The sequence below is a fragment of the Altererythrobacter lutimaris genome (genome assembly GCF_013371495.1).
GTDB lineage: Bacteria > Pseudomonadota > Alphaproteobacteria > Sphingomonadales > Sphingomonadaceae > Erythrobacter > Erythrobacter lutimaris_A.
On record NZ_JABWTA010000001.1, the window covers coordinates 2034200 to 2059816 of the forward strand.

Annotated in this window: 25 protein-coding genes and 1 pseudogene; 22 read left to right on the forward strand and 4 right to left on the reverse strand. The window is 58.9% G+C overall.

The window, feature by feature from the left end; translation table 11 throughout:
* Positions 1-159 precede the first annotated feature (159 nt).
* Together HUO12_RS09830 and HUO12_RS09835 are read left to right on the forward strand one after the other, a co-directional pair.
* Complete coding sequence (locus HUO12_RS09830) at positions 160-996, forward strand: 7TM domain-containing protein (RefSeq protein ID WP_176273384.1); 837 nt, start codon at positions 160-162, stop codon at positions 994-996.
* 1 nt (position 997) lies between these two features.
* The gene (locus tag HUO12_RS09835; protein WP_176273386.1) at positions 998-1978 is read left to right on the forward strand and encodes a sugar-transfer associated ATP-grasp domain-containing protein; all 981 of its coding nucleotides are present in this window, start codon (positions 998-1000) and stop codon (positions 1976-1978) included.
* Positions 1979-1991: 13 nt separating this feature from the next.
* Here the strand turns inward: HUO12_RS09835 and HUO12_RS09840 are convergent, their stop codons facing one another.
* Genes HUO12_RS09840 through HUO12_RS09850 form a run of 3 tightly spaced genes read right to left on the reverse strand, consistent with a single transcriptional unit; the run spans position 1992 to position 5847 of the window.
* Positions 1992-3269, reverse strand: coding sequence for an NADH:flavin oxidoreductase/NADH oxidase family protein (locus HUO12_RS09840; protein ID WP_176273387.1), 1278 nt, complete (start codon positions 3267-3269; stop codon positions 1992-1994).
* Positions 3266-3673, reverse strand: a complete 408-nt coding sequence (locus HUO12_RS09845) for an acyl-CoA thioesterase (RefSeq protein WP_176273389.1) — start codon at positions 3671-3673, stop codon at positions 3266-3268. Before HUO12_RS09845 ends, HUO12_RS09840 begins: the two co-directional genes overlap by 4 nt.
* Complete coding sequence (locus HUO12_RS09850; RefSeq protein WP_176273391.1) at positions 3670-5847, reverse strand: S9 family peptidase; 2178 nt, start codon at positions 5845-5847, stop codon at positions 3670-3672. The genes HUO12_RS09845 and HUO12_RS09850 overlap by 4 nt, the downstream gene beginning before the upstream one ends.
* A 128-nt stretch (positions 5848-5975) precedes the next feature.
* Between HUO12_RS09850 and HUO12_RS09855 the strand changes: the two genes are divergently transcribed.
* The 6 genes from HUO12_RS09855 (at position 5976) to HUO12_RS09880 (ending at position 11742) form a co-directional block, all read left to right on the forward strand.
* Positions 5976-7781 (forward strand): aminopeptidase P family protein, encoded by a 1806-nt coding sequence (locus tag HUO12_RS09855; protein ID WP_176273392.1) that lies wholly within the window; start codon positions 5976-5978, stop codon positions 7779-7781.
* Positions 7782-7864: 83 nt separating this feature from the next.
* On the forward strand, positions 7865-8245 hold the full coding sequence (locus HUO12_RS09860; protein WP_176273394.1) for a VOC family protein: 381 nt from the start codon (positions 7865-7867) through the stop codon (positions 8243-8245).
* A gap of 1 nt (position 8246) precedes the next feature.
* Positions 8247-8663 carry a cupin domain-containing protein gene (locus HUO12_RS09865; protein ID WP_176273397.1) on the forward strand — a complete coding sequence of 139 codons (417 nt, stop codon included), beginning with the start codon at positions 8247-8249 and terminating at the stop codon, positions 8661-8663.
* Positions 8664-8842: 179 nt separating this feature from the next.
* On the forward strand, positions 8843-9508 hold the full coding sequence (locus HUO12_RS09870) for an EF-hand domain-containing protein (protein WP_176273398.1): 666 nt from the start codon (positions 8843-8845) through the stop codon (positions 9506-9508).
* Between the two features lie 90 nt (positions 9509-9598).
* Positions 9599-10345: a response regulator gene (locus tag HUO12_RS09875; protein ID WP_176273400.1), complete on the forward strand. Its 747-nt coding sequence runs from the start codon at positions 9599-9601 to the stop codon at positions 10343-10345.
* Positions 10342-11742, forward strand: a complete 1401-nt coding sequence (locus HUO12_RS09880) for a sensor histidine kinase (protein WP_232367362.1) — start codon at positions 10342-10344, stop codon at positions 11740-11742. The genes HUO12_RS09875 and HUO12_RS09880 overlap by 4 nt, the downstream gene beginning before the upstream one ends.
* 29 nt (positions 11743-11771) lie before the next feature.
* On the opposite strand, the pseudogene HUO12_RS09885 reads toward HUO12_RS09880, so the two are convergent.
* Positions 11772-13397, reverse strand: a pseudogene (locus HUO12_RS09885) (helicase HerA-like domain-containing protein); the annotation flags it as partial.
* A gap of 53 nt (positions 13398-13450) precedes the next feature.
* Between HUO12_RS09885 and pabB the strand changes: the two are divergent.
* The 14 genes from pabB (at position 13451) to HUO12_RS09955 (ending at position 25616) form a co-directional block, all read left to right on the forward strand.
* Positions 13451-15265 carry an aminodeoxychorismate synthase component I gene (gene pabB, locus HUO12_RS09890; RefSeq protein WP_176273402.1) on the forward strand — a complete coding sequence of 605 codons (1815 nt, stop codon included), beginning with the start codon at positions 13451-13453 and terminating at the stop codon, positions 15263-15265.
* Positions 15266-15374: 109 nt separating this feature from the next.
* The gene (locus HUO12_RS09895) at positions 15375-16097 is read left to right on the forward strand and encodes an RluA family pseudouridine synthase (RefSeq protein ID WP_176273404.1); all 723 of its coding nucleotides are present in this window, start codon (positions 15375-15377) and stop codon (positions 16095-16097) included.
* Positions 16090-16506 (forward strand): alternative ribosome rescue aminoacyl-tRNA hydrolase ArfB, encoded by a 417-nt coding sequence (gene arfB, locus HUO12_RS09900; protein ID WP_176273406.1) that lies wholly within the window; start codon positions 16090-16092, stop codon positions 16504-16506. The genes HUO12_RS09895 and arfB overlap by 8 nt, the downstream gene beginning before the upstream one ends.
* A gap of 157 nt (positions 16507-16663) precedes the next feature.
* On the forward strand, positions 16664-16831 hold the full coding sequence (rpmG, locus tag HUO12_RS09905; protein WP_010233410.1) for a 50S ribosomal protein L33: 168 nt from the start codon (positions 16664-16666) through the stop codon (positions 16829-16831).
* An 80-nt stretch (positions 16832-16911) separates the two neighbouring features.
* Positions 16912-17595, forward strand: coding sequence for a LolA family protein (locus tag HUO12_RS09910; RefSeq protein WP_232367363.1), 684 nt, complete (start codon positions 16912-16914; stop codon positions 17593-17595).
* A 274-nt stretch (positions 17596-17869) separates the two neighbouring features.
* Positions 17870-18664 carry an exodeoxyribonuclease III gene (locus HUO12_RS09915; RefSeq protein WP_176273408.1) on the forward strand — a complete coding sequence of 265 codons (795 nt, stop codon included), beginning with the start codon at positions 17870-17872 and terminating at the stop codon, positions 18662-18664.
* On the forward strand, positions 18613-19743 hold the full coding sequence (gene ribA / locus HUO12_RS09920; RefSeq protein WP_176274401.1) for a GTP cyclohydrolase II: 1131 nt from the start codon (positions 18613-18615) through the stop codon (positions 19741-19743). The genes HUO12_RS09915 and ribA overlap by 52 nt, the downstream gene beginning before the upstream one ends.
* Positions 19740-20255, forward strand: a complete 516-nt coding sequence (locus HUO12_RS09925; RefSeq protein WP_176273410.1) for a GNAT family N-acetyltransferase — start codon at positions 19740-19742, stop codon at positions 20253-20255. The genes ribA and HUO12_RS09925 overlap by 4 nt, the downstream gene beginning before the upstream one ends.
* Positions 20256-20406: 151 nt before the next feature.
* Entirely contained in the window at positions 20407-20733 is a 327-nt protein-coding gene (locus tag HUO12_RS09930) for a hypothetical protein (protein ID WP_176273412.1), read from the forward strand.
* 4 nt (positions 20734-20737) lie between these two features.
* Positions 20738-20920 (forward strand): hypothetical protein, encoded by a 183-nt coding sequence (locus HUO12_RS09935; protein WP_176273413.1) that lies wholly within the window; start codon positions 20738-20740, stop codon positions 20918-20920.
* A gap of 81 nt (positions 20921-21001) precedes the next feature.
* Positions 21002-22186 (forward strand): acyl-CoA dehydrogenase family protein, encoded by a 1185-nt coding sequence (locus HUO12_RS09940; RefSeq protein WP_232367365.1) that lies wholly within the window; start codon positions 21002-21004, stop codon positions 22184-22186.
* Positions 22187-22306: 120 nt separating this feature from the next.
* Positions 22307-23551: a CoA transferase gene (locus HUO12_RS09945; protein ID WP_176273415.1), complete on the forward strand. Its 1245-nt coding sequence runs from the start codon at positions 22307-22309 to the stop codon at positions 23549-23551.
* Positions 23548-24774 (forward strand): acetyl-CoA C-acetyltransferase, encoded by a 1227-nt coding sequence (locus HUO12_RS09950; protein ID WP_176273417.1) that lies wholly within the window; start codon positions 23548-23550, stop codon positions 24772-24774. Before HUO12_RS09945 ends, HUO12_RS09950 begins: the two co-directional genes overlap by 4 nt.
* Positions 24771-25616: an FAS1-like dehydratase domain-containing protein gene (locus HUO12_RS09955; RefSeq protein WP_176273418.1), complete on the forward strand. Its 846-nt coding sequence runs from the start codon at positions 24771-24773 to the stop codon at positions 25614-25616. Before HUO12_RS09950 ends, HUO12_RS09955 begins: the two co-directional genes overlap by 4 nt.
* Position 25617 lies beyond the last annotated feature (1 nt).

Below are 25617 nucleotides of genomic sequence, written 5' to 3' on the forward strand. Positions count from 1 at the left end.
AGGCGCCCCTTCTACATCGGACTTGTCGTTGGGCTCGCCCTGGCGATTCTTGTCGTGCTCGGCTTCTGGAACACCGGGAGCTTCTTCGCACTGCCCTCCACATTCGAGGGAACCGCCACTTCATACGCCATTTGGGGTCTCAAACCATCAAACCTCCTGATGGTACTGCCATTGGGCGCTTTCCTCGTCGTTCTAGTCCGCAGCTTTGTCGGCTTGAAAGCCTTCGGGCTGTTTACGCCGATGCTCATCGCGCTCGCCTTCCTTCAAATTGGCCCGGTGATGGGGCCGATCGTGCTTGGCACATCGGTCTTGGTCGGAATGATCCTGGCACCTAGCTTGCTTAAGCTGCGCATGACACGTGTGGGCTTCCTCGGCGTACTGATTTCACTGATCGTGTTGGTGCTTGTCGGCCTGCAGATCGCTCTCGACACTCAGCTGCAAGTCGATGCCTTCCCGGTTGTTGTTTGCGCATTGGTGGTCGAACGTTGGTGGAAGCAGTGGGAGAAGGACGGCCCGAAAGAGGCTGCGCATATCGCCTTCAACACGTTCATGATCGCGATCGTCATTCAGTTCGTAATGGTGTCGAACCTTGCCTTGGCCTTCATCGAAGCCTCGCCTTTGCTGATGCCGGCGTTCACCGCGATCGCCATCGCGGTTCTTGGGCGGTATCGCGGGCTGCGTCTCACAGAGCTCAAACGGTTTGCCCCGATATGGCTCGAGCGACGACGACTGGCCCGCGAAGACCAAGAGCTGGAAGATCAGGAGGTCGAGGATTTCCTTGCTGGACGAAGTACCACCGAACTCGCCAAGGAGCGTGCCCCACCGCTCGGCGGCATGTGGGTGATCGAAAAACCAGAGGATTTCGACCCGTCAGCAAAACGGCGCGTTCCTCAACCGAGAAACGCACGCGAGGCGCAAGATGCGGCTCGCATTGGCGCGTCTGAGCGCCCGGCAAAGCACAACGCCTGGATCATCCGTTCCAAGGAGGACGTCTGACATGCGGATCGATATTCGCAAGATCGTCGCTGAAAGCCAAGTCGAGCGCGGTGTGAGGCAGGAGATTGTCGCTCAAGCACCGCAGGAAATGCGTCGGCCCGGCGGAGCGCCGCCGCGCCCGCTTGATGAGATACTCGGCATCAATATGCGCAACGCGCTGATTGCTAAATACAATCCGCGCAAAGCGATTGAACGTGCACGCGACAAAGTGGCCGCCAAGGTCGCATTGGAGGCAGCAGGAATTGCTTGTACCGGCACTGTTGCCGTCATCGATGATCACCAGAAATTGATGGCTTTCAAACCAACTCGTGACATGCCTGACAGCTGGGCGATCAAGCCGGCGCGCGGCTCGCAAGGCGATGGCATTCTGCTCGCTGTGCGGCGCGAAGGTGACATCTGGTACAAAGGCTCAGGCATGCCGATGGATGAGGACTACGTCCTCAACCACATCCGCAAGGTTGTCGATGGCGGGTTTTCTGGTGACGCAACAGCAGAAGATGCGGCATTGATTGAGCCGCTCATTCGCGCTGACCCAGCTCTTGCAGACCTGGTGCCGGAAGGCTTGCCCGATCTGCGCGTGATCTGCCTGAAAGACGAGCCTCTCATGGCAATGGTTCGCCTTCCCACCAATGAGTCTGACGGCAAAGCCAATTTGCACCAGCGCGCGATTGGCGCCGGCGTTTCGCTTGAAACAGGGCGCATCACCCGCGCGCTAGTCAAAGGTACGCCCATCACGCATCATCCCGACACAGGCGTCAATCTGATCGGGTTTGAAATACCGGGCTGGGATCGCGTGCTGGAGCTCGCCAGCAAATGCGGTCCGGCAATCGGGCTTGGTTATTCCGGTTCAGATATCGTACTCGACGTCAATGACGGGCCGCTCATTATCGAAGTGAATGCACACCCGGGCATCGAAATCCAGAATATCAACCAGCTTGGCTTGAAGGCCCAGATGGAAGTTCTCGGTGAAGTGCTGAAATAGCCAGCGACGCAAATCAGCCAGCCGCGCGCCAAGCGCGGTAAGCCTTGGCTCGCTTGGCGGCGCGATACTGGTCCGCGACCAAAGCCAAGGTCGCTGAGCCGCCATCACCCGGCGTCTTTCCTTTCGCCATCCGCTCCAGCTGGGCTTTGGTCAGCGCCATCGTCGCAAGCCCCTTGAGCGTCGCGCTGGAGAAACCCGCCTCGGGCAAACCAACCTGCTGATTGAGCCCTTCCTGCCAGTGCTTCGTCAAATGCGGGTCGGCGGCCAGTGCGCGCGCAATGCCGAGAAGTTCGACACCAAAGCCGTTCACGTCTTTAGCAATCGCGGCCTCTGCCGTTTCGAACTTGGTAATGCCGCCTGTGACCATGATCGGCATATCAGCAACAGCCGCGATCTGGCGTGCAAAATCGATGAAATAGGCTTCGCGCTGAACTGTCGAACTGGCAGCGCCGCCGCTCGCATCGTCAGGATTGCCTTGCATGGCGGGGCTTTCATAGCTGCCACCTGATAGCTCGACGAAATCGAGCCCATGGCCGTTGAGCCATTCGACAACTTGCTTGGCATCCTCAAAGGCAAAACCGCCGCGCTGGAAGTCTGCCGAGTTCAGCTTGAGGCCAACGCCGAAGCTCAGTTTCACGCGCTGACGCACAGCCGTCACGATTTCCAGCAGGAAGCGCGCGCGGTTTTCTAGGCCCCCACCCCATTCATCATCGCGCTTGTTCGTAAGCGGGGAAAGAAACTGGCTGACAAGATAGCCATGCGCACCGTGAATCTGGACGCCATCAAAGCCTGCTTCCTGTGCCAGCTCTGCTGTATCTGCAAAGCGCGTGATGATTTTTCGGATTTCACCTTCATCGAGCGCGCGCACCGGCGCGAAGAGTTTGGAAAATTTGCCAAGGTTGAGTTCGACGCCGGATGGAGACACAGCTGTCTCGCCAAGGCTCTTGTAGAGCTGGCGCCCCGGATGGCTGATCTGAAGCCAGAATTGACCGCCGCTTGACTTGCCAATTTGCGCCCATTCGCGGAACGGCGTGAGGTCCGTGCCTTTCTCCAGCACCACTCCGCCGGGGCCAGTCAGCGCGGACGGATCGACCATGACATTGCCGGACAAGAGCAGCCCTGTGCCGCCCTCTGCCCATTGGCGATAGAGCGCAAAGAGCTTCTGCCCCGGATATTGGCCAGGCTGAACCGCGAGGTTTTCTTCCATCGCCGCTTTGCAGATGCGGTTGGGAAGCGTGCTGCCGTTTGGCAGCGCCAAAGGCTGGAACAGCGGGCTGGATGTGTTTGTCATTGAGGCTCTTGTAACTGGAACGGGGCGACCACTTCTGGCCGCACCCTTACAAGCCGCTGCGTTTCCTTGTCCAGCATCGCCCAAGTCGTGCGGGCAGAGACAATCACTTTGCCGCCCGCATGGCGGAAATCGACCCGGCGATCGGACTTTGCACCCTTTGGTGCGCCGTCGATCCAGGTCTCCGCCTTCACACTTTCACCCGCTACAATATTGCCGCGATAGTCGATCTCATGCCGGACGACGACCCAGATGAATTGTGCGACATCATCAGGTCTCGCCGCTGCATCCCAGTGCGCACCGGCGAGTTCCTGAATCCATTGCACCCACACCGCATTGTTGACGTGACCGAGCTCGTCAATGTGGTGCGGTTCAGCGGTGAAGGAGCGCGTGAAGCGTCCCGTCACTCGCCGTCCTGCGTGTCGGTCATGCCCATCTGCCAGAGAAAGAAAGTGAATTCTTCCGCTGTTTCATAAAGCGAGTTCCAACGGCCGGACTTGCCGCCATGGCCTGCACCCATATTGGTCTTGAGAAGCAGCGTATTGTCGTCAGTCTTCACATCGCGCAGCTTGGCGACCCATTTCGCTGGCTCCCAATAGGTGACGCGCGGATCATTAAGACCGGCAGTAACCAGCAGCGGCGGATAATCCTGCGCAGTCACCTGATCGTAAGGCGAGTAGCTGAGGATATAAGCAAAGGCCTGCTTGCTCTCGATTGGGTTGCCCCATTCCTGCCATTCGCCCGGAGTGAGCGGCAAGCTGTCATCGAGCATAGTGTTCAGCACATCGACAAAAGGCACATGCGATGCGACTGCGCCGAACAGCTTGGGGTCCTGATTGATGACGGCGCCCATCAGCTCGCCGCCAGCAGAACCGCCAGATGCCGTAACCTTGCCTTCAGCGGTGTAGCCTTTGGCAACGAGCCCGCGGCCGACATCGACGAAGTCGTTGAAGGTGTTGGTCCGCTCGTTCATTTTACCCTGCAGGTACCAGCGCCGGCCAAGATCATCGCCGCCGCGAATATGCGCGATGGCATAAGCAAAGCCGCGATCAATCAAGCTGAGGCGCGTGGTCGAGAAGCTCGGCGGTACAGCATAGCCATAAGCGCCATAGGCATAGAGATGCAGCGGTCCGCCCATTTCGCGGTCCTTGCGATAGACAACGCTGACCGGAACCATTGTGCCGTCGCGCGCTTCGATTTCCAGACGCTCGGTCGTGTAAAGCGATGCATCATAACCGCTCGGGATTTCCTGCTGCTTCAAGAGCTCGAGCGATCCGGTCGCGACGTCATAATCATAGACCGAATCCGGCGTGACCATGCTTTCATATGCGAGCCGCAGCTTGGCTTGGTCATACTCTGGATTGTTCGACAAGCCAGTGTTGTAGCTCGCTTCGGGGAAGGAAATGGGTTTGGCTTCCAGCGGCGCGTCATAGGAACGGATCTGGATCTGATCGAGACCGTTCAAACGCCCTTCGGTAACGAAGAAGTCCTTGAACAGCTCAAAACCGGTGAGATAAAACTCGTTCGAGCCTGCGAGCACTGTTTCCCATTCACTCGGATTATCGAGCGAGGCTTTAGCCAAGCGGAAGTTGATGTGATCGTCATTGGTCCAGATGAACAGCTCGTCACCGCGCACATCGACGGAATATTCCCGCCCTTTTTGGCGCGGGCTGATAAGGATTTGCTCGCCGGTCGGGTCATCAGCACGAACCAGCCGCACTTCAGTCGTCTCATTGTCGCCGGTCGCGATGATCAACCAGTCATCCTGCGCGGACAGTCCAGCCCGGACAGCAAAAGTAATATCGTCCTCTTTATAGATCTCGACATCTTGGTCGGAAGAGGTCCCAACCTTGTGCAAGCGGACATTGTCTACGCGCCAGTTGGCATTCGCCTTGCCGTAAACAAGCATGGTGTCGTTCGCGACCCAGTTAAGGCCGGACAATGTCTCTGGGATCACATCGTCAAGCAGTTCGCCCGTTTCCAGATCCTTGATCCGCGCTGTAAAGCGCTCTGAACCGTTATCGTCGTAAGAATAGGCGAGATAGCGACCGCTATCGCTCACAGACATCGCGCCCAAGCGGAAATATTCGAGACCTTCCGCAAGCTCGTTCTCGTCCAGCATCAACTGCGGTTCGCCGCCCGTCACTGGCTTGCGATAATGCTTGCGATATTGCGCGCCCTCTTCGAATTCGACCCAATAGAGGTAGTCGCCATCCTTTTGCGGCACTGAGCTGTCATCTTCCTTGATGCGCGCGCGCATCTCGGCAAACAGCTCATCCGTCAGCGCCTTGTGAGGTTCCATCTGCGCTTCAAACCAGGCGTTCTCGGCTTTGAGATAATCCAGCACATCTTCATCATCGATGGTCGGATAAGACTGGTCTTTCAGCCAGTTATACGGATCAGAGATCGTGATCCCGTGGTGAGTGTAACTGTGTTCGCGCTTTTCAGCGACGGGAGGTGCAGTCGGGGCCGTTTGGCTCACTGTTGTGTTGTCCTTGTGGTCATCCGCCAATGCCGGGCTCGCTGACAGGGCAGTAAGGCAAGCAGCAAGCGAAAGAGAGGTCAGTTTGACGGGTTTCATGGTTGAGGGTCCTCAAATTGGCGATAGCGCGCTGACTGGAAAGCCAGCCGCAAGCGGCCTATGTGTGTCTACATAAACATTCACCATCGCGCGGCAAGACACTGCGCGCCAAGGCAGGAATCGACAAGATGCTGATGCAAACCCATGAAGCGCGGCTGGATGCGCTCCGCAAGGAATTGAAGCGGCAAGAGCTTGATGGATTTGTCGTGCCGATCAGCGACGAACATGTAAGCGAATATGTCGGCGCTTATGCCCAGCGGCTCGCATGGCTAACCGGATTCGGCGGCAGCGCAGGAAACGCGGTGGTGCTGGCGGATACGGCCGCGATGTTCACTGACGGACGCTACACTGTTCAGGTGCGCGAGCAAGTGGATGGCAATCTCTATGAGTATCGTTCTGTCCCACAAGATACGGTCGGCGCTTGGCTGACTGACAAAGCGAGCGAAGGCGCGCGGATCGGCTATGATCCCTGGCTGCACACGCGCAAATGGGTTCGTGGGGTTGAAAAGCAGCTCGGCAATTCGGGCGTCACGCTGGTGCCAGTCGAAACCAATCCCATCGATGCGGTTTGGCAGGACCAACCCGCCCCCTCCGATGCAATCGCCTTTGTCCATGAAGACAAACATGCCGGACGTTCATCGGCTGAGAAGCGCGCACAGATAGCTGATGCGCTCAAAGCCCAAGGGCACGACACAGCCATTGTCTCGGCGCTCGACTCGATCGCATGGCTGCTCAACATTCGCGGCGCTGATGTAGACCATACGCCAGTCTCTTTGTCTTATGTTGTTGCGAAGGATGACGGCACGGCAGAGCTGTTCATTGCGCCTGAAAAGGTCACACCTGAACTCAAGCAGCATCTCGGGAATGCCATCACGATCCGCGACCGCAGTGAATTCTCAAGCGCGCTTGCTGAGCTTTCAGGCAAAACCGTGACGGTTGATCCCGACTACGGAGTCGCTGCCATCCCGCAGCTGCTGGAAAGTGCAGGCGCGACAGTGAGCTTCAATCGCTGCCCGACGATCCTGCCGAAAGCGATCAAGAATTCGGTCGAACAACAGGGCCACCGCGATGCGCAAGCGCGCGATGGCGCAGCGGTCACGCGCTTCCTGCATTGGCTTCAGCGCGAAGGCCCCTCTGGCGAAGTGGACGAACTGGCTGCCGCCGCGAAACTCAAGGCCTTCCGCGAAGAGCATGGCGATTTGCGCGATCTTTCTTTCGATACGATCTCTGCAGCAGGGCCACATGCCGCTTTGCCGCATTACCGCGTGGACGAAGACAGCAATATTCCGATTCCGCCTTCCAGCATCTATCTGGTCGATTCAGGCGGGCAATATGCTGACGGGACCACCGACATCACACGCACAGTCTGGATTGGTCCTGGCGAGCCGACTGCGGAGATGAAAGACCGCAATACGCGCGTGCTCAAAGGGCATATTGCGATTGCACAGGCGATCTTCCCGCGCGGCACTGCCGGCAGCCAGCTCGATAGCTTCGCACGGCAGTTCCTTTGGCAGGCAGGCGTAGACTTTGCCCACGGCACAGGCCACGGCGTCGGCAGCTTCCTCGCTGTGCATGAAGGTCCGCAGCGCATCTCGAAGCCTGCGGGCGGTCAAGCGGGCACGGATCAGGAGCTGATGGCGGGAATGATCCTCTCCAACGAACCGGGCTACTATAAGCAAGGCCATTTCGGCATCCGGATCGAGAACCTTGTTCTGATCGAGCCGCGCGCAATTGACGGCGCGGAAGACGATTACTTCGGTTTTGAAACGCTGACTTTCGTGCCGCTGGACCGTCGTTTGATCGAAAAAAGCCTCCTGACAGCGGACGAAATCGCATGGGTTGATAACTATCACGTTCAGGTACGCGAACTCCTGGCACCGCAACTTTCCGGCGATGATCTGGCGTGGCTCGAACAGGAATGTGCCCCGCTTTGAAGGACTTGCATGGCGCGCTTGTAGAACTCCGTATGTTCACGTAATGTTCCCGCTCGGCCCGAGTCGATAAAGGAGATTCTGCAATGATTGGTTACGTAACTTTGGGCACGAATGATTTGCCGCGTGCAGCCACTTTCTATGATGCGATCGCGAAGGAATTCGGCGTTGGCCGGATGATGGAATTCGATACGTTTATCGCCTGGGGTGCAATGGGCGGCGCACCCGGTGTCGCTGCAACCAAGCCGTTTGACGAACAGCCCGCAACCGTCGGCAACGGCACAATGGTTGCCTTGCAAGTAGGCAATCCAGAAAAGGTGCAAGCGGTTTATGATGTTGCGCTCGCTAACGGCGGTTCGGATGAAGGTGCTCCGGGCCCGCGCGGGGACGACGGCTTCTATGCAGGCTATTTCCGAGATCCGGATGGCAACAAGCTCAATGTTTTCTGCATGACAGGCGCTGGCTGACATGTCCGGTGTCCGGCGTCTTGAAGACAGTTTCATCCACTTGGGCCTTGGCGCACGCGCCATTCCCCTGCCCGAATTTGACGGCATGAACTGGTATGAGCGTTATGGCGCTGAACATGGCAAGGATGGAGCAGAAGGTAGACTGGTCTCGCTCCATTCGTTCAGCGAAGGTTGGTCAACCTGGGAAATGCATCCCAACGGTGAAGAGGTTGTGCTGTGTATCGAAGGTAGCATGACGCTGACTCAGGAATTTCCCGATGGCCGACGTGAGACCCTTCATCTCGCCGCTGGCGAATATGCGATCAACCCACCCAAGGTCTGGCACATCGCGGATGTCGATGCGCAGGCAACTGCGCTGTTCATTACATCGGGAGAAGGCACTGAGATGCGCGAACGAAGCGCATTTCCGGTCGATTAATAGGCATGTTAGCCTGATACAATTCGCGACAATTCATGAGCATCACGGCATAATCCTGCGACAGGCGATGCTTAGAACTTAGTTCCAAGAGCAGTGGCCCGCACCCGGGTCCCTCCAGTCCCCCTCACCCACTTGGGTCCGGCGCTGCTGCTCATTCGATACTCACTTGGAGCTAAGACATGAAGAAACGTACCCTTACTCTCTCTGTAGCCGCGCTGGCTTTGATCGGCGCAGGAGCTGCCGTTGCACACAATCACAGCATGCGCGGCAACCCTGATCTCGATGGCGATGGCGTTGTGACGCTTGAAGAAGCCTCGACCCATGGCGCCCGGATGTTCGACCGCATGGATGCCAACGGCGACGGCGTACTGAACGCTGAAGACCGCGAGGCCAAGCAGGCTGAACGCTTTGTCCAAATGGATGCCGACGGTAGCGGCGAAGTGACCCAAGCTGAAATGCAGTCAGCTCGTGAAGCACGCGAAGCCAAGCGGGCAGAGCGCCGCGAAGGCCGTGCAGAAGCGATGTTCGCACGGCTTGATACCGACGGCAGTGGCGGCATTTCCGAAGCCGAATTTGCCGCAGCGCGGGAAGCACGCGGCCAGCGCGGCGGGAAAGGCATGCGCGGCGGGCGCGGCGGACCGATGGCAATGCTGCGTCAGGCGGACACCAACGGTGATGAAGCGATCAGCCGCGCAGAGTTCGACGCCGCGATGGAAGCACGCTTTACCCGCATGGACACTGACGGTTCTGGCTCAATCACCGCCGATGAACGCGAAGCTGCCAAAGAGGCCCGCCAAAGCCGCCGCGGCGAGCGCCGGATGGAGCGTCGTGGGCAAGGCTCATAAGGCCACCAATTGATCCACCGATCAGCCTGTTGGGGCTCAAGCTCTCTCCCTGCTTGAGCCCCGCTTGGCATTACGGCACAACACATCGCGATGTCTGACACTCACACCGATACCATCCTGCTTGTTGATGATGAGCCCAGCTTGAGAGAACCGCTCGCAGAGTATCTCTCAGGTCAGGGCTTTGCCGTCCACGAAGCAGATAGCGCCGCGAAAGCGCGCGGTCTGCTGCTGGAGTTAAAGCCCGACCTCGTCCTTGCCGACATCATGATGCCAGGTGAAGATGGACTTTCGCTGACGCGCCACCTGGTTGAGACGCGTGACTTGCCGGTGATTCTCATCACTGCGCGTGGAGAATCCACCGACCGGATCGTAGGTCTTGAAATGGGGGCTGACGATTATGTCGTGAAGCCGTTCGAACCCCGCGAGCTTGTTGCCCGCATCCGCAGCGTATTGCGGCGCGCGCGGCGCGATGTGTCTGCCTCGCGTGTCGTGGAAGAGCACGCGCATTACCAGTTCGAAGGCTGGCGCCTTGATCCGCTCAAACAGCATCTAAGCGATCCCGAAGGTGTCTCTGTCCCGATCTCTACGGCTGAGTTTCGAATGCTTTGCGCCTTCCTTGATCATCCCAATCAAGTGCTCGACCGAGATCGCTTGCTGGATATGGTGCAGGGCCGCGAAGCTCATCTGTTCGACCGCGCAGTCGACAATCAGGTGAGCCGGTTGCGGCGCAAAATCGAAGCGGACACCAAGAACCCGCAATTGATCCTGACGGTGCGCGGAGGCGGCTATCGCTTTGCCGCTGACGTCACCCGCATTCGCCCGGATGCCTCGGCTTGAAACGACTGCTGCCTCAAAGCCTGCTTGGCCAGGTCATGCTCCTGCTCGCGCTTGGATTGCTGATCGCGCAGGTCATAACCGTCACCTTGCTGTTCAGGGCCAATGAAGAGCGCCGATCCGAAGCGCTGGTAAACGCGGTCGCCTTACGCGTCGTGATGGCCCGCGAGACACCGCGCGCAGACAGGCTTCGCGCCAGGCCAGAGGCACGACGTGCAGCCCGGGAACTGGCTGCTCAAGGTGGGCGCTTCCGCTTGCCAATCGAGCGTCGCGTGGATACGCCTTCTATTGCTCCCAATCGACGTCTGACTCGTTTTGAAGAGCCATTGCGCCAAGTCCTCGAAGAACAGGGCATTGCGCCAGGCATTATCGCAGTGACACGGGTGCGTGCGGCGGACGATGAATTCATCCGCGAACGTATCGCGCGCTTTCCTCGCTTCAGTATTGAGAACTGGCAAGATCGCCGACTGATCGTGGCTGCGATTGAACGACCCGAGCTTGGCCGTTGGCAAGTCATCCGAGTGCCAGAGCCGCGCCGCGATCACGGCGTCATAGGCGGGATCATAGTGCAGACACTGGTTATTTTCGCGATCCTGTTCGCAGCGCTCTATTTCGCATTGCGGCGGCTCACTCGCCCGCTTGCGCAGCTCACCACACGGGTTGACGACTTCGCGCAGCGTCCAGGTGACACGCAGATTCTTGCAGAGGAAGGTCCCGCCGACATGCGCCGACTCATTGCGGCGCATAATGCTATGGAAGAACGCATTTCATCCTTGCTCGATGAAAAGGACGTTATGCTGGGCGCCATTGGACATGACTTGAAGACACCGCTCGCCGCCCTGCGCGTGCGGATTGAGAGCGTACCTGACGAAGCACAACGGACGAAAATGGTGCAGAGTATTGAAGAGCTCACCACGTCGCTCGACGACATTCTCAACCTCGCCCGCGTCGGCCGCGCCAATGAGCCGGCTGAACCCACCGACTGCACGGCCCTCGCCGCATCATTGGTGGCCGAATATGAAGATTTGGGCCAGCCGGTGGCGCTCGCTGAGGGCGATCGCATTGTCGCATCTGTGCGCGTCACATGGCTCAGGCGAGCGCTCCGCAACCTAATCGGCAATGCCTTGCGCTATGCCGGCACGGCAGACGTAGAAGTCCTGCAAGGTGATGGCCGCGTGATCTTCCGGGTCGAAGACAATGGCCCCGGTATCGCCGAAGACCGGATTGAAAGCTTGCTTGAGCCATTTGCTCGCGGGGAAGAAAGCCGAAGCCGTGCCACCGGTGGTGCAGGGCTAGGGCTTACGCTAGCGCGTGCGGTGGCTGAGTTACACGGCGGTACGCTGTCTCTCTCAAACCGCGCTGAAGGCGGCTTGAGAGCGGACATCAGAATTCCGGCTTGAATCCGCGGCTCAAATGCTCGGCCGAGAGCCTAGCGCATTAAACCGCCGATCAAATTCCTGACAAAGCGTCCCGCAACTGGCCCTGCTAGATCGGTCGCAATGGAGCCTACCGCTGAAGTTACGCCTGACTTCATCGGGTTGGCGCGGCTTTTCTTGCCGAGCACAGCTGCCGCAGCCGCACCGGCCATGGAGCCAGCCGCCACCTTGGTGCCGCGCGACAAGGCCTTTTCCCACATGCTCTTGGTCTTGCGTGAACGCTTGCCGACTTCTTCTTCGCCTTTCTCAGCAACTTCCTCGGCCGTCTCGGCAGCATCTGCTGCTTTTTGAGCGAGAACTTCCTCTGCGCTCTCTCTATCAACGCGCTCGTCATATTTGCCTTCGACTGGGCTAATTGACTGAATAATAGCGCGTTCTTTCTTCGTGACAGGCCCAAGGCGTGAACGTGGCGGTTTGATCAGCGTGCGCTGGACAACAGTCGGCGCGCCATCGTCGTCCAGCGTCGAAACCAGCGCTTCACCGACCTTCAGCTCTGTGATCGCTTTTTCGACATCGAGGTCAGGATTGATGCGAAATGTCTCGGCTGCCGCCTTGATAGCGCGTTGATCTCGAGGGGTAAAAGCACGCAAAGCATGCTGTACGCGGTTGCCCAGTTGGCCCGCGACCTCTTCGGGAATATCAATCGGATTTTGTGTCACGAAGAACACGCCAACGCCCTTGGACCGGATCAGGCGAACGACCTGCTCGATCTTCTCTTCAAGCGCTTTGGGCGCATCATCAAACAGCAAGTGGGCTTCATCGAAGAAGAACACGAGCTTGGGCTTTTCCGGATCGCCCACTTCCGGCAGGCTTTCAAACAGCTCAGCCAGCAGCCACAAAAGGAACGTCGCATAGAGCTTGGGGCTACGCATGAGTTTGTCAGCCGCGAGCACATTGACGATGCCCCGCCCTTGCTCGTCTGACTTCAAGAAGTCATCGATTTCCAGCGCGGGCTCGCCGAAGAACAGGTTTGCGCCTTGCGACTCAAAGCTCAGCAGCTGGCGCTGGATTGCGCCAACCGATTGCTTGGAGACGTTGCCGTATTTGCCTGAGAGTTCCTTCGCATTCTCTGCTGCCCAGACCAAAACAGCTTGCAAGTCTTCAAAGTCGAGCAGCAACAGGCCGTTGTCGTCTGCGTGGCGGAAGACAATTTGCAGCACGCCTTCCTGCGTGTCGTTCAGATCGAGCAAACGCGCAAGCAGCAGCGGACCCATTTCCGACACCGTCGTACGGATCGGATGGCCTTGCTCACCATAAAGGTCCCAGAACACGACAGGATTGTCGGAATAGCCATAGTCATCCATGCCGAGTTCCTTGGCGCGTCCTTCAAGCTTGTCCGCATGCTTGAACGTCGGCGAACCGGGCATGCCAACACCGGACAGATCGCCTTTGACGTCTGCGACAAAGACCGGAACGCCATGCGCAGAGAAGCTTTCCGCCATACCCTGCAAGGTCACAGTCTTACCGGTGCCGGTCGCGCCTGCAATCAGGCCGTGCCGGTTGGCTCTGCCAAGGTCGAGATATTGCTTCTCGCCATTGCCGGCGAGGCCAAGGAAAATCTGGCTCATGGGTTTGATGTTCTCCGCCCTCTTAGTTGTTTTGCTTACTGAAACACACCGGGGAGGCGGTCAAGTTCTCGACTTGTGGCGCGAAGTGGCTAAGGCGGAAGCTTATGCGGAAGAACACGCCTTTTGTCCTGCTGGATGATGCGCGCCAAACCGGCGCTGCGGATGCGCAGCTCTTTACTGAGCCGAGCGCTGTATTCGTTGCGCGCAGAGCGGGCGAGGTGGAGACAGTGCTGGCAGCTGCAGACGCGGCGCGGCGTGAAAGGGGCGGATCACTCGCAGGCTATATCGCCTATGAAGCGGGGCTCGCGCTGGAACCCAAGCTAGCCGGGCTGGCTGACGAGCGCTCAGGCGCGGAAGGCCCACTGGTGTGGCTGGGGCTGTTTGATGCACCGCAAATCATTGCAGCAGGTGATGTCGGTAAATGGCTGGAAGAGCACGGTGGTGGCGAGGCTGCGAGCCTCGGGCCGATGACCCCGCAGCTTTCCACTGGCGGCTACGAAGCGGGCTTTGCTGCGCTGCAGGATGCGATCCGCGCCGGCGATATCTATCAGGTCAACTACACTTACCGGCTGGCAGGTTCCTACAAAGGCGATCCGCTGGCACTTTATGCAGCGCTCCGACCATCCGCGCAGGCCGGATATGGCGGCATGCTGTTCGATGGCTCTCACTGCCTGTTAAGCCTTTCGCCTGAGTTGTTTGTCTCGCTGCAAGCAAGCCAAGCGCGCGTTAAGCCGATGAAAGGTACGCGACCGCGCGGGCGCGATGCTGCCGAGGACGCGGCGCTGGCTGAAGACCTTGCTTCATCGGAGAAAGACAAAGCCGAAAATCTCATGATCGTTGACCTCATGCGCAACGATCTCAGCCGCGTCGCAGTGGCCGGCAGCGTAAATGTCGATGCGCCTTTTGCCGTCGAAAGCTATCCGACAGTCCATCAGATGGTTTCGACGGTCAGTGCGACACTGGCCGAAGGAAAAGGCGCGATGGATCTGTTGCGCGCGATCTTCCCTTGCGGCTCGATCACGGGTGCACCGAAAATTCGCGCTATGGAGCTCATCGCTGAGCACGAAAGCGCGGCGCGCGGCCCCTATTGCGGCGCGCTGGGACGGATTGATGCGAGCGGAAACGCGGCGCTAAATGTGGCGATCCGGACCTTGCGACTGACGCCGATTGAGAATGCGCAAGGCTCAGCGGTACTTGGAGTTGGTTCTGCTATCGTCGCAGACAGCGATGCACTTGCAGAACGGCGCGAGAGCGAAGTCAAAGCTGGTTTCGCTCGGCGTTCGTCACCCGATCACCGCGCGGCGCAATTCGATCTGATTGAGACCATGCGGTTCGATCCGGAAAACGGCATCGAACTGCTCGAGCTTCATCTGGAGCGGATTAAGGCAAGCGCTGCGACACTGGGCTTTGCATTTGACCGCCATGCGGCGCGCAATCAGATACAGGCGCTGTGCTTCGATCTCGAGGATGCGCGCAAAGTTCGGATGATGGTGTCGCGCCGGGGGGAGGTAGCGTTGGAAGCCTCGTCTTTGCCAAAGGCTGCCAGCGATCCGATCAAAGCCATCGCGCTGCCGCTACCGGTGGACGAAGGCGATTGGCGCCTGCGCCACAAGACCACTGACCGCGCTTTCTATGAAGAGGCGCTTGAAGCGGCCAAACAGCAAGGCGCCGGCGAAGCCATTCTGGTGCGGCCTGACGGGCTGGTGACAGAAGGCAGCTACACCAACATATTCGTGCGAAGTGAAAGCGGCATCCTGCTTACACCGCCAGCCTCTCTTGGCTTGCTCCCCGGCGTATTCCAGCGCTCACTCATCGAGAATGGCGAGGCACGCGAAGCTGAGCTGACATTGGATGACCTTGCGGATGGCTTCTTGCTCGGAAATGCCGTTAGAGGCCTCACGGAAGCCAAACTGATTTAATGCCGATGCCACCCGCGCCCTCCACCCTTCGACCCGGAGCCTACCGGGATACCATCCGGGTGGAAGGGTGGAGGGCGCGGGTGGCTCGGCCAACACGAGAACAACGACAATGACCATCGAGATTCTCTACGAAGACGGCGAAGCGCTTGTCATCAACAAGCCCGCTGGTCTTCCCGTCGATCGCCCCAAGCGCGGTGGCCCTGCGCTATGGGATCATATCGAAGAGCTGAAACTCGGCTTTCAACGTCCGCCCGTCGCGGTGCACAGGCTGGATACCGATACAAGCGGTTGCCTGATCCTCGCGCGCAATCCCAAGGCCTTGAAGCGTTTCAACAAGGCGTTCGAGGATCGGCTGGTCGGCAAGACTTATCTCGCCGTGATCGATCTAGAGCCTGCAGAACAATCAGGCACGATTTCACTCAATCTCTCGAAGATTAGTTCAGCTGAAAAGGGCTGGCGGATGATTGCAGCAAAGAAAGGCAAGCCTGCCGTTTCGCATTGGGAATTGCTGGAAACCATTGGAGAAGGAGATCGCAAACGCTCGCTGATCCGGTTCCGTCCTGAAACCGGCCGCACGCACCAGCTCCGGGTTCACGCGTTGCAAGGCCTCGGTGCACCACTGCTCGGCGATCCGGTATACGGCCCTGTACGCGGGCAAAACAAAGGCGCGCCGCGCACCATGCTGCATGCCGAAGCGATCCATATGGCCCGCCCCGGAAAGTCTCCTGTAAGCGCTTATGCGCCCTTCCCTGAAGACTTCGCGCGCACCGGACTCAGTGCCCCCGAACCCCCTGCACCGCCCGAACGCATACCCACTGAAGACAATGCATGAGGAACTGATCAGCCGCGCCAATGCGATTGCAGAGGAGAGCTTCCTTGCAGGCTCCGGGCCGGGTGGTCAGAATGCCAACAAGGTCGCCACAGAAGTCCAGCTGCGAGTTAATGTCTACCAACTGCGATTGCCACCGCCGGTCCTCGCACGGTTGCGGGCCATCGCTGGCAGCAAGCTGACTTCAGCGGGCGATTTGCTGATCACAGCGCGTGCCCATCGGACGCAGGACGCCAATCGGCAGGCTGCACGCGAGAAACTCGGCGACTTGCTGGAGGATGCCCACAAAGCGCCGAAGAAACGCGCAAAAACCCGCGTGAATCGGGTGGGCAAGATAAAGCGCTTGAAGTCCAAGAAAGCGCGCGGCGAAGTGAAAGCCAATCGCGGAAAGGTCAGCCGCTCGGATTGGTAAGGCGATTGCGTAGCCGGAAGTGACTCTCTCAGCTTGACTTTTCGCCGTGAATCGACCAGTTGCGCGCGCTGAAAGGCGGTACGCCAACTTCTGGCTGTACCGCTTGTTTATTTTTCAGGCTCACCATGAGCCCACCAAAAAGCATTAGGATACCGCCATGGCGAAGCCAGCAACCGTCAAGATCAAGCTCGTCTCGACCGCAGACACGGGCTTCTACTATGTGACGAAGAAGAACCCTCGCAACATCACGGAAAAGATGACTTTCCGTAAGTACGACCCTGTCGTGCGCAAGCATGTCGAGTTCAAGGAAGCCAAGATCAAGTGATCTTGCGCTCTACTGTTGTGAACAGTGGAGGCCTTTCGAATTCAGTTGCGGTTCAACGCTTCGCCGGTAAGGCTCGAAGCATGAAGAACAGCCTTAAAACCAAACGCGTGACGCTGACAGCTCTTGCTGGCGCAGGCCTTTGCATGGTTCCTGTCAGTGGCGCGCTGGACCAGGCGCACTCGGCAGCGGCTCAGGCGCAAACTGCGGATGCGCAGCAGCGCGATCTCGACCGTGCGGTCAACGCCTTGCGCGCGATCTCCACGATGAAGGCGGATTTCACGCAAACCGACCGGATGGGCAACTCGGTGACCGGAGAGCTGACTTTGAAGCGCCCGGGCAAGATCCGCTTTCAGTATCAGGAAGACACGCAGTTGCTGGTCGTGTCGAACGGCCGATCGCTTTACGTGCTCGATTACGAAGTAGGGCAACAGCAGCGCTGGCCGATCCGCAAATCTCCGCTCGGCGCGTTGCTCGATCCTGAGCGTGACATGAGCAGATATGGCAAGCTCGTACCGACCAACAATCCCGACGTTGTCAGCATCGAAGTGCGCGATCCCAAACGCGCAGAGTTCGGCACCATCACGATGATTTTTGTGCGCAGCGCCACTGCACCTGGCGGCCTACAGCTGACAAACTGGGTTGCGCTTGATGCGCAAAACAACCGGACGACTGTGCGGCTAAGGAATCACCGCTATGGAGTCGCGGTCAGCGATGACGCTTTCAAATTCCGCGATCCGCGCCGCTCATCTCGTCGCCCGCGGTAAACGCTTGAGCGGCAGCTTGTTGTAGGAATACGACAGAATTTGCGACATATTCATTTACGCGAAAGCCGTTTCAGCGTAATTTATGTCCACAAGTCAAAAGGAAAGCGGGTTTCCCCCCTGTTGCCCGTCATCCAAGTTCATGACTTGCTCAAGCGTGACGAACGCTCAAAAGAACCCTCGTTCCAATGCCCCCGGGACGAGGGTTTTTTAGTGAGTTGAATAGAGCAATAGCGACGGGTTGCCGCTCGCACGCAACCAACCTAAAGCCGCCATCATGGTTTCTATCGCTACCTGGAATATCAACTCCGCACGCTTGCGCCTCCCGATTATCGAGCGCTTTCTACAAGAAGAGCAGCCCGATGTGCTGTGCTTGCAGGAGATCAAATGCCAGGAGCAACAATTCCCTGCAGAAGCGCTGGCAAAGCTTGGATACGAACATCAGGCGATCCACGGGCAGAAGGGTTATCACGGTGTCGCGACAATCAGCCGCCTTCCGCTGAAGGAATTCAGCCGCCACGATTGGCAAGACAATGGCGAGGCACGCCACGTCGGTGTCGAGCTGCTCGGTCCCGGTCAGGGCATGGTGTTGGAAAATGTTTATGTCCCTGCGGGCGGCGATGAGCCGGACCGGACGAAAAATCCGAAGTTCGGCCAGAAGCTGGATTTCCTTGAGCGTATGACGCGCTGGGCTGATGCAATTGACCGCCCAACGATGATCGTCGGCGATTTCAATATCGCGCCGCTTGAAAGCGATGTGTGGAGCCACAAGCAGCTCTTGAAAGTTGTCAGCCACACACCGCTCGAAGTCGATACGCTGCAGCGATTCAAAGACGCGCATGGCTGGGTTGATCTGGGCCGCGAGTTCATCCGCGATCCGGAGCGCTATTTCAGCTGGTGGAGCTATCGCTCAAAAGACTGGAAAGTGAATGATCGCGGGCGCAGGCTTGATCATATGTGGGCCAGCCCTGATCTTGCAAAACAGGCCAAGAGCCACCGTCTGCGCGAAGATGCGCGCGACTGGGAAAAGCCAAGCGATCATATACCGCTGATCACGGAGTTCGATCTCTGAACCCGAGTTCGCCATCCCCCGCGCGCCGAGCGGCGCTGGCGGTAGATGCGCTCCGGCATGGCTGGCCGCTGCGCTTCCTCAACGAAGGTGGCGAGGCCATCACTTTGCTACCGGTTGAGACTGCAATTGCGACCGATGCCACAAGCGGTAATATGCTCATCTCTGCCGCGCGCGCCGCGACACTAAAGCTGGCGAACCAGATCGAAGCCGCGGTGCCGCATGCGCCTGTGCTTATTCGTGGCGGCGATCCTTTTTCACTCAGCGAAGCCTTACCAATCGCAGACCCAGCGCTGGATTTGAGGCACCCGTTCAAAGGCCCATTCCGCGCAGAAGCGCTCGATTGGGCTGATACTGCGCAGGCCGCATTAGAGCTTGCCCGAATAGCCGGTATTCTGCCAGCATTTCTCGTTGATCCGGACCAGGGCGGCGAAGCTCAGGAGTTACTCGCGGGCGATGTTGAGGCGCGCGCGGATACTGGCCTGTTAAAGATTGCATCGCGTGCAAGGCTTCCTGTCCACGCGACAGAGGAAGCGGAACTGGTTGCGTTTCGCAGCACCGAGGATATGCGCGAGCATGTTGCGCTCGTGATTGGCCGCAATGAGGGGTCGGGCACTCCACTGGTGCGGCTGCATTCCGAATGCCTTACTGGTGACGTACTCGGCAGCCTCAAATGCGATTGCGGACCGCAATTGGATGCGGCGCTGCATGCCATGGCCGAGGAGGCCAAGAAGGGTGGTTGGGGCGTGCTCCTTTACATGCGCCAGGAAGGGCGCGGCATCGGCCTCATCAACAAGATGCGCGCTTACAGCCTGCAGGATCAGGGCTTTGATACTGTCGAAGCCAATCAACGGCTGGGCCTGCCCGATGAAGCGCGCGATTTTCCAGTTGCTGCTCGGATGCTTGGACTTCTCGGTGTCGATACGATTCGGCTGATGACGAACAATCCGGCGAAGGTCGATGCGCTGGAAAACGCAGGCGTCAGTGTTGCTGAGCGTGTCCAACACCAACTGCCTGACAATCCCTTCAACGCCCGCTATCTCGCTACCAAACGCGATAAGTCAGGGCATTTGCTCAAATGACTGGGCCGCAGCATGCGATCACCATCCGCCCCGAAGCGGCGGGCGATGAACCCGTAATCCACTCCCTGACGGAAGCGGCATTTCGCGATATGCCCTTTTCCGATGGCGACGAGCCGGACTTGGTTGACCATTTGCGCGCGGCTGGCGATCTCACACTTTCGCTCGTGGCAGAGGATGCGGACCGGATTGTCGGACATATCGCTTTTTCGCCAGTGACGATCAGCGACGGAACGAAAGACTGGTTCGGAATTGGTCCGGTCTCGGTCCGGCCAGAACTGCACAGTCAAGGAATTGGCGGAGCGCTGATCCGGCGCGGGATTGCCGACATGCGCACAAGTGGCGCCAAGGGCATAATCTTGCTCGGAAGCCCTGAGTATTACAGCCGCTTTGGCTTCGAGCATGACCCGAAGCTCACCTATCCAGGCCCGCCACCGGAGTATTTCCAACGCTTGGTCTTGGATGGTCGCGAGCCGAGCGGCATCGTGCGTTATTCACCTGCCTTCGAGAACTGAGACACGGGATTGAGCCGGATTTCAGCCGAGCGGTGGCTCCGGCATGACGCTCGGCAAACGCTGCTCATTTGGCAGTTGGATTGAACTGCAGCCACGGCTACACTCATGAAGACCGCTCAATCGCGGCACGATATTTCAGGAGGACAATCCCATGAAGAAATTCACTCAATTCGCTGTCGTTTCAGGCGCAGCTCTGGCGCTCGCGGCCTGCGGCAGCTCAGACGATGCATCATCGGAAGCTGATGCTGAAAGCGTCGAAATGCCGGCTGAAGAGGCGATGGCGGATGTGACAGAAGAACCCGTAATGGACGAAGAGGCAGCGATGCCCGATGCGCCTGCGCCCGCTCCAGTGACGGAAGAAGAAGCCAACAGCGCAGCAGACGACGCTGAAGATGTCATCGCTGCAGCAGAAGCGGCGGCAGATGCTGCCGGCGATGCTGCAGATGCTGCTGAAGCAATGGCGGACGCAGTCGAGTAACAGCGTGATCCTTGACGACATCATAAGGGCGGGCCTTTGCGGGCTCGCCCTTTTGCTTGGTGCTTGCGGTGCAGAAAACACCTCGCCCCAACCACCTTCTGCGGAGGAAGAGCAAGCACTAGCGGAGGCTGAAGCGATGATCGAAGCTGGACGCCCGCCTGCCGACTTGCCAGCTGAGGAAGAATAGTTTCATCGCGCCACCCATTGCGCTCACTAGGTTTGCACGGCACAGATGCCGAACGCGATACAAGCAGGGAGAGCGAGCGCTATGACAGCTTCGGCTGAAGCCATAACCGATCGTCACGGGATGGACGCAGAGACCTTCGATCAGTTTCGCACCCAGCTTGACCGCTATGTGCACGAGCGCCTGATCCCTGCCGAGCCGCACGTGCTTGAGCAGAATGGCGTGCCGTCGGACATCCTTGATGAAATGCGCGCAATGGGCATGTTTGGCCTCACCACGCCGGAAGAATTCGGCGGCGCGGGTATGAACATCCCGCAATATGTCGAAGCGATCCGCACGCTTGCGCAGGCTCACCCGGCGTTTCGCTCGATCATCTCGATCAATCTCGGCATGGTCTGCAGCGCGATCAAGAATAGCGGGACTGAAGCCCAAAAGGCGCATTGGTTGCCGCGTATTGCCAGCGGAGAGATCGCGTGTTTCGGGCTAACGGAACCGGGCTCTGGCAGTGACAGTGCGGCAATGGCGACTACCGCCAAGCCTTCAGGCAATGGCTATGTCTTGAACGGTTCCAAGCGCTACATCACCAATGCCGGGCAAGCAAAGCTCGCCTTGATCATGGCGCGCACCAATGACAAGGCTTTACCGAAGAACGCGCATGTAAGCGCCTTCCTTGTGCCGATGGACGCTCAAGGAATTTCCGTCGGAAAGCCGGACAAGAAGATGGGTCAGGATGGCTCCAATATCTGCGACATTTACATGGACGATGTGCAAGTCGATGGCGATGCGCTGCTCGGCGGCGAGGAAGGCAGAGGCTTTGCGACCGCCATGCAGAGCTTGGATAACGGACGACTATCGGTAGCGGCAGCAAGCTGCGGCTATGCCAGCCGTATACTCAAGACAGCGACACGCTATGCGACAGAGCGCAAGGCGTTCGGCGAGCCGATTGCCAACTTCCAGCTGATTCAGGCGATGCTCGCTGACAGCCAGGCTGAGCTCTATGCGGCAGAATGCATGCTGCGCGATGCTGCGGCCAAGGCCAATGAAGGCAAAGCGATCATCGAATGCGCGAGCGCCAAGATGTTCGCGAGCGAGATGTGCGGACGGGTGGCCGACCGCTGTGTCCAGATCCATGGCGGCGCCGGGTATTTGGCCGAGTACGAAGCGGAGCGCTTCTATCGGGACTCCCGTATTTACCGCATCTATGAAGGCACGACGCAGATCATGCAGCTGGTGATTGCGAAGCAAATGCTGCGGAATTTTGAAGTTTGAATTTTGGTTAGTACCTAGCCACCCGCTTCCTCCACCCTTCCACCCGGAACCTACCGGGATAAAATCCGGGTGGAAGGGTGGAGGGAGCGGGTGGCAATGGCACAACAACAAAGGACCTAAATGTACCAGCTCCTTTCCAGCCTATCGCTGATCGAAGTATCAAGCTTTGTCGCCTCGCCCACTGTAGGCCTTTATTGCGCGCAAATGGGCGCTGAAGTGATCCGCGTCGACCACAAGGCTGGCGGGCTCGATTACGACCGCTTCATGCTGACAGAAGAGGGCCGCTCGCTAAGCTGGGAGAACCTCAATCGCGCGAAGAAATCTGTCGCGCTTGACTTGCGCTCAGCTGAGGGACGCGAGCTGTGCGTCGAGCTGGCCCGCAAGACCGGACAGCTGGTTACCAATCTGCCTGAGCAGAGCTTCCTCAAGCATTCCGTCCTGGAAGACGGTCGCCCGGACATGGTGAGCGTGCGGATCATGGGTTGGCATGACGGGCGCCAGGCAATGGACTTCACAGTCAACGCGGCGAGCGGATACCCCCTGATGACCGGACCTGAGGAATGGCCAGAGGGATTAGACTCGGAAACCGCACCGCCGATCAATCAGGTCATGCCCGCATGGGATTTCATCACCGGCGCGTACTCCGCTTTCGCGCTGCTCGCGGCATTGCGCCACCGCGATGCAACCGGTGAAGGCAGCGAAGTGCGCATACCTTTGGGCGATGTCGCTATCGGCACGCTCGCCAACTCCGGCGGCATGGCGGAGATGCTTTACCGAGGTGCGGACCGCGAGCGGCTCGGCAATGCAATCTGGGGCGCATTTGGAAGAGACTTCCGCGCCAAAGATGGCACCCGTTTCATGGTGGCAGCTCTGACACCCAAACAATGGAGCGGGCTCGTCGAAGCGTTCAAACTTGCTGACGAGATCGCAAAGCTCGAAGCTGAAATCGGGGTAGACTTCTCGTCCGGCGACGAGCCGCGCTTCACACATCGCGCCCGGTTGTTCGAGCTCTTCCAAACGGTCGCAGAGCAGCATGACTACTCTGAGCTGGCCAAACGCATGGCCGCTCAAGGCTGCACGTTCGAGCGCTATCGCACCGCATTTGAAGCGGCGAATGATCCTGAGCTGGTCGCAAACAATCCGCTTTTCGGTCCCTCGCCTGCCAACCCGTCTGGGTTCGAATATCCCGCGACACGCAGCTTTGCGAACATGCCGGCTCGCGAGGCAGGCGACCCCAAGCCAGCGCCTTATCTGGGTGAGCATAGCGAGGAAGTGCTCAGCGAAAGACTGGGCCTTTCCTCCGGCGCAATCGGCAAGCTGATCGATGCGGGGATTGTGGAACTGAGTGACAAGGACAAGAGATGACCAGAAGAGCCGCTATCGTATCGCCGATCCGCACGCCCGTCGGGCGTTTTCTTGGAACGCTCGCGCCACTGAATGCAGGCGAGCTTGGCGCGATCATCCTGAAAGCCCTGGTTGAGCGCAGCGGGATCGATCCCGAACGGGTCGACGATGTCGTTTTCAGTCAGGGATATGGCAATGCGGAAGCGCCCGCCATCGGTCACTGGAGCTGGCTCGCCGCAGGACTGCCTTTGGAAGTGCCCGGCTATCAATTGGATCGCCGCTGCGGCTCCGGGCTCCAAGCGGTCGCCAATGCCGCAATGATGGTCGAAACCGGAATGGCCGATGTTGTGGTCGCAGGCGGCTGTGAAAGCATGTCCAGTGTCGAGCATTACACAACCGACCTACGCAGAGGTGTGCGCATGGGCGACATGACGCTGCATGATCGTCTGTCGCGCGGCCGCTTGATGAGCCAGCCGATCGAGCGCTTTGGTGTCATCACCGGGATGATCGAGACCGCAGAGAACCTCGCGAAGGATTATCACATTAGCCGCGAACAGGCAGATGAATATGCGGTGCGCTCGCATCAAAACGCCGCAGCGGCATGGGATGCGGGCAAGTTTGATGCGCAGCTCGTTTCGGTCGAAGTCCCACAGCGACGCAAGGACCCGATCATCTTTGGGCGCGACGAAGGCTACCGCAGCGATGCGTCTATGGAGACGCTGGGGGCTCTGCGCCCGATTGACGGGAAGCGCGATCCGGAAGCGATCGTCACTGCCGGCAATGCAAGCCAGCAAAACGATGCGGCTGCGGCCTGCCTGGTGGTCGCGGAGGACAAGCTCGAAGAACTGTGCCTTGAACCCATGCTGTGGTTTGGCGGCTGGGCAGCGGCGGGCTGCGACCCCTCGCGCATGGGCATCGGGCCGGTTCCAGCCGTCGAGCGCTTGTTCGAGCGGCGCGGCGTCAGCTGGGACGATATCGGACTGGTTGAACTCAATGAGGCTTTCGCGCCGCAGGTGCTTGCCGTGCTGAAGGGTTGGGGCTGGTCGGACGATGACAGCCGCCGTGATATCCTCAATGTCAACGGCTCGGGCATCTCGCTGGGCCACCCGATTGGCGCGACCGGCGGCCGCATCCTCGCAGACATGGCGCATGAAATGCACCGCCGCGAGGTTCGTTACGGGCTTGAGACGATGTGCATTGGTGGCGGGCAAGGCATTGCAGCTGTATTCGAGCGCGCCACATGAGCGCATGGGACACGTGGATCGGGCGTGAAACTCGCTCAAGCGATGTTCTCACCGCCTCTTTGGCGGCGCGCTGGCTGGGCATGTTTGATTTGGATCCGTCTGAACCGCTTCCTCAGGGCATCCATCTCTGTCTTTGCGTGCCAGACGCGGCCCAAGCTGCATTGGGAGAAGATGGACATCCCGCGCGCGATGCTAGCGAAGCGAGCTTCTTCCCGCCGCTCCCGCTCCCGCGCCGGATGTGGGCGGCAAGCGAGATCGAATTCCTACACCCAACAAGCGTCGGGGCGCTGATCGGCAGGTCAAGCCGCATCGTTTCGGTTACGGAGAAGGAAGGCTCGACCGGCAAGCTCGGCTTTGTCGAGGTTGAACACGTGACAAGTGCAGACGGTGTTGAAGCCATACGCGAAGTGCAAACGCTGGTCTATCGCGATGCCGTGGCCGCTGATGCGCCCCTGTCGCCGCCCAAGCCAATTAGCGGAGCCTTTGATCCCACCGGCTGGGATGCTCACGAGACTCTGACCCCCGATCCGCGCTTGCTGTTTCGCTATTCCGCGCTGACCTTCAACACGCACCGCATTCATTATGATTTGCCTTATGCACGCGACGTCGAGCGCTATCGTGGTCTCGTCGTCCATGGCCCCTTGATGGCGAGCTTGCTGCTGCAAACGGCAGCGCGCGAATATGGCGAGAACAGCCTCAAGTCTTTCACTTTTCGAGCGGTCAGCCCGGCGATCGCGGACGAGCCGCTACACCTGGCTATGCGTGAAACCGGGGATGGCTTGGAGCTCGGCACATTCGCTTCCGACGGACGTCAGTGCGTGAAGGCCAGCGCGACGCTTTAGT